The 7,102-nt window shown below is 53.3% G+C and carries 8 protein-coding genes and 1 pseudogene; 6 read left to right on the forward strand and 3 right to left on the reverse strand.

Features of this window, described 5'->3' with window-relative positions:
* Positions 1-143 precede the first annotated feature (143 nt).
* Both GSQ86_RS09025 and GSQ86_RS09030 read left to right on the forward strand, forming a co-directional pair.
* A complete protein-coding gene (locus tag GSQ86_RS09025) occupies positions 144-1,343 on the forward strand; it encodes a PHP domain-containing protein (protein WP_158749627.1) in 1,200 nt (399 codons plus the stop codon).
* On the forward strand, positions 1,340-1,831 hold the full coding sequence (locus GSQ86_RS09030; protein WP_158749628.1) for a hypothetical protein: 492 nt from the start codon (positions 1,340-1,342) through the stop codon (positions 1,829-1,831). Before GSQ86_RS09025 ends, GSQ86_RS09030 begins: the two co-directional genes overlap by 4 nt.
* A gap of 75 nt (positions 1,832-1,906) precedes the next feature.
* On the opposite strand, the pseudogene GSQ86_RS23835 reads toward GSQ86_RS09030, so the two are convergent.
* A pseudogene (locus GSQ86_RS23835) lies at positions 1,907-2,532 on the reverse strand (cysteine hydrolase family protein).
* Between the two features lie 171 nt (positions 2,533-2,703).
* Here GSQ86_RS23835 and GSQ86_RS23005 point away from each other — a divergent pair.
* The 3 genes from GSQ86_RS23005 to GSQ86_RS09045 all read left to right on the forward strand — a co-directional run bounded on the left by GSQ86_RS23005 (position 2,704) and on the right by GSQ86_RS09045 (position 4,520).
* Entirely contained in the window at positions 2,704-2,868 is a 165-nt protein-coding gene (locus tag GSQ86_RS23005) for a DUF763 domain-containing protein (RefSeq protein WP_216841074.1), read from the forward strand.
* A 20-nt stretch (positions 2,869-2,888) separates the two neighbouring features.
* A complete protein-coding gene (locus GSQ86_RS09040; protein WP_216841075.1) occupies positions 2,889-3,917 on the forward strand; it encodes a DUF763 domain-containing protein in 1,029 nt (342 codons plus the stop codon).
* 72 nt (positions 3,918-3,989) lie between these two features.
* Positions 3,990-4,520: an alpha-ketoglutarate-dependent dioxygenase AlkB gene (locus tag GSQ86_RS09045; RefSeq protein WP_216841076.1), complete on the forward strand. Its 531-nt coding sequence runs from the start codon at positions 3,990-3,992 to the stop codon at positions 4,518-4,520.
* A gap of 120 nt (positions 4,521-4,640) precedes the next feature.
* Here GSQ86_RS09045 and GSQ86_RS23390 read toward each other — a convergent pair whose 3' ends face one another.
* On the reverse strand, positions 4,641-5,000 hold the full coding sequence (locus GSQ86_RS23390; protein WP_254062257.1) for an SDR family oxidoreductase: 360 nt from the start codon (positions 4,998-5,000) through the stop codon (positions 4,641-4,643).
* Complete coding sequence (locus tag GSQ86_RS23395) at positions 4,951-5,436, reverse strand: SDR family NAD(P)-dependent oxidoreductase (RefSeq protein WP_254062258.1); 486 nt, start codon at positions 5,434-5,436, stop codon at positions 4,951-4,953. Before GSQ86_RS23395 ends, GSQ86_RS23390 begins: the two co-directional genes overlap by 50 nt.
* A gap of 580 nt (positions 5,437-6,016) precedes the next feature.
* On the opposite strand from GSQ86_RS23395, the gene GSQ86_RS09055 reads away from it, so the two are divergent.
* Positions 6,017-7,102 (forward strand): IS110 family transposase, encoded by a 1,086-nt coding sequence (locus GSQ86_RS09055; RefSeq protein ID WP_158749630.1) that lies wholly within the window; start codon positions 6,017-6,019, stop codon positions 7,100-7,102.

The following is a 7,102-nucleotide window of genomic DNA, read 5'->3' on the forward strand; positions in this document are numbered from 1 at the left end:
TGTGGCTGGTGCTCTTGACGTCATGACCGCCGCTCGTCGAAACTCGCGAGGATAGAAAAGCTTTGGAGCTGGTCAATTCGCAAGCGTCTACGGCGGTACATCTGCTCTGCTGCCCACTGCGCCGAGCGCTCCAAGGTGATACGGTGCCGAATAATACCCAAGTCCTTACCAACGCGGAGATTGCGGACAAGCTTTCGGCTTTGGCGCAACTGTTGTCAATGGAGAAGGCCAATCCCTACAAAATCAAGGCGTATCGTCGCGCGGCAAATACGATTCGGGGCTTGGGAGACAGTGTGGATGAGCTCGTTCGGAGTAATGCAGACCTTACCGTGTATGCCGGCATCGGAGAGGCGATCAGCGGTCCGATCCGCGAGATTGTTCTGACGGGTAGGCTCGCAAGTCTCGAGAAGCTGCGATCTAATGCAAGCCCGGAGCTTCTAAGCATTAGCACCTATCCCAGGCTCGATCCAAAACGCGTACTTCGCATTTTCAAGAAGCTTCAAATCTCATCGACACAAGGGTTACATCAAGCATTGGAAAATGGGGAGATCGAAAGGATCTTCGGGCCACGGATGGATCAGCACGTCAGGCAAGGACTTGTGCAGACGAGCAGCATTCTTCTGTATCACGCGCATGATCTGGTCCCGTTAATCGAGGCATATCTTCTCAAACGAGCAGGGGCTACGCGCGCTGAGGCAGTTGGCGACTATCGACGCCGGGTTGAGGTGATCGAGGAGCTTTCGTTCGTCGTCGAAACGGGAGCTTTCGACGAACTCATCGCTGCGATGGAGAGGTACGGGGGACGAACGCCATTACTTGAGTCGAAGAACGACTTGGCCCTCTTCGCGCTTTCTTCCGGACCGCTGTTGAGAATTAATCTGGCCGATTCAACAAACTGGGGTCTGTCGCTGATCTGGCGTACAGGAAGCGGGGCTCATCTGAAAAAGCTTGTCGCGATCACTGGCAGTCTCAACCGTCGTGAAGCGAATAGCTCATTTGCTACTGAACAATCCTTCTATGACAGCTTCAAGATGGTATTCATCGAGCCCGAACTACGAGAAGGCCTTGATGAAGTCCAGCAGGCTCGTCGAGGAACTCTTCCCATCCCAATCACTCAAGGAGATATCCAAGGCGATCTTCATATGCATACCAAGGCGAGTGATGGATCGAATTCCATCGAACAGATGGCTGCGGCGGCGCAAGACGCAGGGTACGCCTATATCGGTATCAGCGATCATTCACAGAGCTTGAAGATCGCGGACGGCGTTTCGGAGGAGGCACTTTGGACACAAATTCGAAAGATTGACAAGCTCAATAAGCATCTCGATGGAATTAGAACTTGAAATCAGCAGAAGTCGACATCCTGGCAGACGGAACACTCGACTATTCGGACGAACTGCTACGCGCACTGGATTACACCGTTTGTTCCATCCATTCACGCTTCGCCTTTGAAAAAGACAAGCAGACTGAGCGAATCATGCGGGCAATGGACAATCGTTTCTTTACAATTCTGGGCCATGCCACCGGCAGACTTCTCTTGAAGCGTCCAGGCTATGAAATCGATATGGAACGGATCGCTCGGCACGCAAAGCAATGTGGATGTTTCTTTGAGATCAATTCTAGTCCGGACCGGCTGGATCTTTCGGCGGAAAACGCGAGAGTCGCTGCGGAAATCGGCATACTCATCGCCATCTCGACGGATGCGCACAGCGTTCACGAATTTGGGACGATCCGCTACGGAATCGAGCAGGCTCGCAGGGCCGGCCTCGAAAAAGCCTCCGTCCTAAATTGCCAGCCTCTGGAAACGCTAACCAAACTTTTCAAGAGATAGAGAAGCTCAAAGACAAGCAGCGGGACCGATGGCTCACCAATTCGGCAAAGTTCCACAATGTGCGATTGCTCTGAACTACCGAGCTGAAGTGGCTCGTCGCGAGATCTGTGCCGCACGAATAAAATTGCGCAGTTTGAGCATCGGGGAACGCTTGATACTCGCTCCAGCCATAGCCTCCAGCTGCGCCAGTGCCTGTTTATGTTCTTTCGCATTGCGCGCACACGAACAATCTGGCGGAATATAAATGTCGAAGCCGCGCATGTTCGCGTCATGCGCCGTGATGGTAATGCAGCTATTGGACGTTAACCCAGTTAGAATTAGCGTCTCCACCTCGAGATGCTCGAGCAAAACCTCCAGCGGTGTGTCATGTAAATTGCCGAATGCATTGGCTTCAAGACAAAGTAATCTTCGCCGTCAGGCAATAGTGGTCTTACGAACTGCGCCCCTTTAGCTTCCAGGCAACGGCCGAGTAATACCTCCTTCTCGCTCCGCCAATCTCTAAAGTTATCGTTCACATAGAGAACTGGGATGCCGGCCTCGCGAGCACGCGATTTTAGCCGGACCAGCGGGTCTCGCATTGCTAACGCAGCTTGCAGAATCGCATTACCATCCGGAAACTGAAACGTCGTCAGCACATCGATTATCAGCAATGCAACAGGCACCGGCGAGGGACGAGTTTGTGCATGCTTCCGAGATCTCATAACCTATCTGATGCCATCTCTGCATACTGAGCAATTCGCTCATTCGACGTCGCAACTTGGCGATGTAGGTCAGCCTTCGGTCCACGAGATTACTACGCTCCCCTTAGGATTATGCTTGACGCTTGATTATTAGCGAACAAATGGCGAAAATAAGGATTGAGGTTGATTGAGATGAAGCGTTCTGGCACCGCCGATCTTCCCCTCCATGGAGGACGCGTGCCTCCGTGGCTTGCCAATCGCATGACCGAACTTGGAACAGCCATCGCCGAGCAGGTCGTTTTGAATTACGGGCAATCTGAATTTCTGACGCGATTAAGCGATCCATTCTGGTTCTAGGCTTATGGGCAGTTATGGGCATGGATTGGCATTCTTCTGGCATCACGACCTCCGTAGTCGGAGCATTGAAGCGTGGCCTCAATCCGCGCTTTTCGGATCTTGGGATCATGATCTGCGGCGGTCGAGATCGACATTCCACAAATACGCCGAATGAACTTCGCGCATTCGCCATGAAAGCCGGGCTTGATGGAGATGAATTGGCGCGCACGAGCCGTCTTACCGCAAGAGTCGATAACAACGCCATTGCGGACGGTTTTCAGCTTTATCTGCACTCCTTCGTCATTACGAAATCCGGAGAATGGGTCGTCGTTCAGCAGGGGATGAATCCTCACAATCGCATCGCGCGGCGTTATCACTGGCACTCGGTCACAGTGCGAGACTTTGTGTCTGACCCTCATACCGCCAGTGTGGGCAAACCGCAGGGAGAGATTCGGAATCTCGTGGACGCCCGCGCCGAGAAAGCACGCGATACCTTGCTTGCAATTACAAAGCAACCTCTTGAGGACGCATTACGCGATATTCGAAATCTTTCGATGCCGATGCGTCATGACGTCCGTGCCAAGGATGTCGATCTGAAGCGATTAGGGGCAGTTCTTGCAGTTGCATACGAAAAAGACCTTCGAGACTTTGCTTCATTGCTTCTTGTAGCGGGCCTTGGACCACGAACACTGCAATCCCTCGCCCTCATCGCGGAGGTCGTGCACGGAGCACCCTCTCGCTTCTCCGATCCGGCTCGCTTCTCATTCGCGCATGGTGGCAAGGATGGGCATCCTTTTCCGGTTCCACTCAAGGTCTACGATGACTCGCTCGCTATCCTGCGTCGCTCTCTGGAAGCAGCTCGACTCGGATATACAGAAAAGCTTGAGGGGTTCAAGCGATTGGACCGATTGACACGTGATGTGGAAGAGAAACGTGAACCGCTTGCAGACTTCAATTCTGTGGTGTCGCATGAGCGGGCCATTTCCGCATCGATCGGTGGCAGGACAGTCTTCGATGACAATCCCCAATACAAACGATCAGTACGAATACCACAACTGAATTTATTCTGAGGCTTTTAGGAGCTTGTGATGGGAACGCAGAAGGCTCTCTTCGCCGAACTTGATAGTCCGCAGGCCTCTGCGATGCCGAGCGGTTTCCATTATCAAGACGGCATCATCAGTGAAGCTGAAGAGACGGCTCTTGTAGCCTCCCTCGCAACACTTGAACTCAAACCATTTGAATTTCACGGGCACATTGGAAATCGACGTGTCACCTCGTTTGGTCTTCGCTATGACTATGCACGTCGAACAGTTGAGCCTGCTGAGAAGTTTCCGTTGTTCATCGAAGAACTTCGAAGGAAGGCCGCAGCCTTCGCCGGAAGAGATATCGACGAAATTCAGCAAGGTGGAGTGAACCAGTATCCACCAGGTGCTGGAATTGGTTGGCACAAAGACAAGCCGCAATTTGGTGTGATCGTTGGCGTCTCACTTTTGGCACCGGCCGTCATGCGTCTTCGGCTTCCCACGGGAACAAAGTGGATTCGCAAATCCCAAACGCTCAACCCGCGATCGATTTACATCTTGGAAGGTGAAGTTCGAACGCTTTGGGAGCATAGTATTCCTCCCGTCGACTCATTACGGTATTCACTTACGTTCAGGACTTTAGCTCGATAGCCACGACTATACGGCAGAACTTCCGATCAACTTCTGAAGTTGAAGAGCATTTGACATGCGTGCAACAAAGCCGTGTTGTCGAAGATATGATTTGGCGCATGAATGTGGATGCAATGGATGTTATAGGGGTGTCCTGCCACCGGTAGCGCTAAATATCTCACCTGAAAGATAGCCGGCATCTGCAGAGGCCAGAAATACAAATAACTTTGCCAACTCGATCGGCTGGGCAGGGCGTTTAAATAACGTATTCTCCCCGAATGACCGCACCTTTTCAGGAGGCATCGTCGATGGGATAAGCGGGGTCCACACTGGCCCAGGTGCTACAGCATTTACTCGAACCCCTTGTTTTGCCGCTAGCTTGGCCAGGTTCTTTGTCATGTTCGCAATCGCTGCTTTTGTGGCAGCATATGCGACTAGTTGCTCACTCGGTTCAAAGGCCTGAATGGACGTCGTATTGATTACAGAACCACCAGGCTTCATTTTTTGGCAATGCCGCCTGGGTAAGAAAGAATGTGCCAAAGACGTTCGTCCGGAAAGTATGCTCAAATTCTTCGAAGGGTATTTCTTCGATGTCGTCATGTGCCATCTGAAACCCTGCATTATTTACGACGATATCTAAACGACCCAGATCTTGGATTGCGGCGTCAACCAGGCTCTTGGCGTAGTCGGTCGAACCGATATCTCCTGGGTGTCGAAGCACCTTCCTTCCCATCTCGTGGATCATGGTAAAAACTTCGAGCGCATCCGACTCTTCTTCCGGCAGATAGGAAAGCACAATGTTCGCGCCTTCTTTTGCGAACGCAATTGCTGTTGCACGTCCGATCCCGCTATCTGCTCCTGTGATGATCGCAGCCTGTCCTGATAGCTTGCCCGTTCCGGTATAGGTAGTTTCTCCATGGTCAGCAGGCGGATCCAACCCCTTTACAGTTCCAGGATGGTTCTGCTGCTGATCAGGGAATGGTGGTTTCGGTCCTTCGTCTCGCGGATCAGGATTTCCGAGCATATTTTCCTCCAGATATTGGGCAGTGTGATGCCAGAAAAAGTACATGAGGACTTCTGGACTTCTTACTTAATTTGGGCCCAACCAATTGACTTATGAAAGAACTTCTCCTGGAAGCAACATGACCATCCACGATGCCCTTGGTTTAACGGTTCAGGAGTTTTCAGCATCAGACAGTCAGAGTCGACGGGTTGATCGTACCTTATCTTCAGAAGAGAAGGCTCCGGTATGGATGTCCGCGAAGTCACGGCAGCCGTCCCTTCCTGAGATCTTACTTCGGCCCGCCCGGCTTCGACTGAGATTTTTTGGTCTGCATGACCGTCGACACTACAAGCCGCGCGTTTTTTGATGCGCTTTATGAGCGCAATCCAGATCCATGGAATTTTGCATCAAGCAGTTATGAGCTCGGACGCTACGAGCGAACGCTTCAGGCGCTCTCTCTTCCTCGATATAAATGGGATGAGCAGGTCTTCCGGAACGGAGAGAGACTATTCCCATGAAGAAACCAGCGCAGCACCCCATCTCTGAAGGCCCACGCAGACAGGCCAGGGTTGAGATCACGATCGGCATCGACCTTGGCGATGTCTGGAGCCATTACTGCACCCTCAACCAGGACGGATTAGTGGTCGACCGTGGCCGCTTCAGGACCACCCCGAAGGCGATCGAAAAGTGGTTCACCGACGTGGCTCCAGCACGGGTCGCGATGGAGGCTGGAACGCACTCGATCTGGATCAGCGAACAGCTTCAGGAGCTAGGCCACGAAGTCATCGTGGCGAACGTTCGTGAACTGCGCGCGATCTCGCACAGTGATCGGAAGAGCGACCAGGTTGATGCTGAGAAACTAGCACGATATGCCCGGCTTGATCCGAACATCCTCCGTCCGATCGCCCACCGCACCGTCGCACAGCAGGAGGCCCTCACCCTGATCCGTGCGCGAGCCCTGCTGGTGCGGCTGCGCACGGCGGCAGTGAACGCAGTTCGTGGTCTAACGAAGGCCTGCGGCTATCGTATGCCTGCTTCCGCGACAACGTGCTTCGCGCAGCGCAGCCTTGCTGTCATGCCGCCTGGACTGGCACAGGCACTCGGCCCGGTGCTGCAACAGATCGCGGACATGACAGTAAAGATCAAGCAGTACGACCGGCAGATCCAGCAGCTAGGCCAGACCGAGTATCCGGAGACGCAGGCGCTGCTGAAGGTTCACGGCGTCGGCCACCTCACCGCCTTGACCTTCGTCTTGACACTCGGCAGCAAGGAGCGGTTCGGGCGAAGTCGTGATGTCGGTTGCTATCTTGGCCTACGACCTCGTCGAAGTCAGTCCGGAGATCATGATCCTCAGCTTGGCATCACCCATGCCGGCAACGCCTATCTCCGAAGTCTTCTGATCGAGTGCTCCAACCATATCCTTCGACCGCATGGACGAGACTCGGCTCTTCGGCAGTGGGGCCTGCACTTAGCTGCACGAGGTGGCAAGCAGGCCAAGAGCAAGGCCGTTGTTGCAGTAGCTCGCAAGTTGGCCGTGTTGCTTCACCGCCTCTGGACTACGCAAGAGCCGTACATAGCGTTCTACGAACAAGCGGCCTAA

Origin of the sequence: Acidobacterium sp. S8 (assembly GCF_009765985.1) — a bacterium.
Taxonomy (GTDB): domain Bacteria; phylum Acidobacteriota; class Terriglobia; order Terriglobales; family Acidobacteriaceae; genus Alloacidobacterium.

What these genes read in the sequence shown, in the direction of transcription:
- GSQ86_RS23005 (WP_216841074.1), top strand. Translation starts at nt 2,704, where the DNA reads ATGAAGCGTTCTGGCACCGCCGATCTTCCCCTCCATGGAGGACGCGTG.
- GSQ86_RS09040 (WP_216841075.1), top strand. Translation starts at nt 2,889, where the DNA reads ATGGATTGGCATTCTTCTGGCATCACGACCTCCGTAGTCGGAGCATTG.
- GSQ86_RS09045 (WP_216841076.1), top strand. Translation starts at nt 3,990, where the DNA reads ATGCCGAGCGGTTTCCATTATCAAGACGGCATCATCAGTGAAGCTGAA.
- GSQ86_RS23390 (WP_254062257.1), bottom strand. Translation starts at nt 5,000, where the DNA reads ATGAAGCCTGGTGGTTCTGTAATCAATACGACGTCCATTCAGGCCTTT.
- GSQ86_RS09055 (WP_158749630.1), top strand. Translation starts at nt 6,017, where the DNA reads ATGAAGAAACCAGCGCAGCACCCCATCTCTGAAGGCCCACGCAGACAG.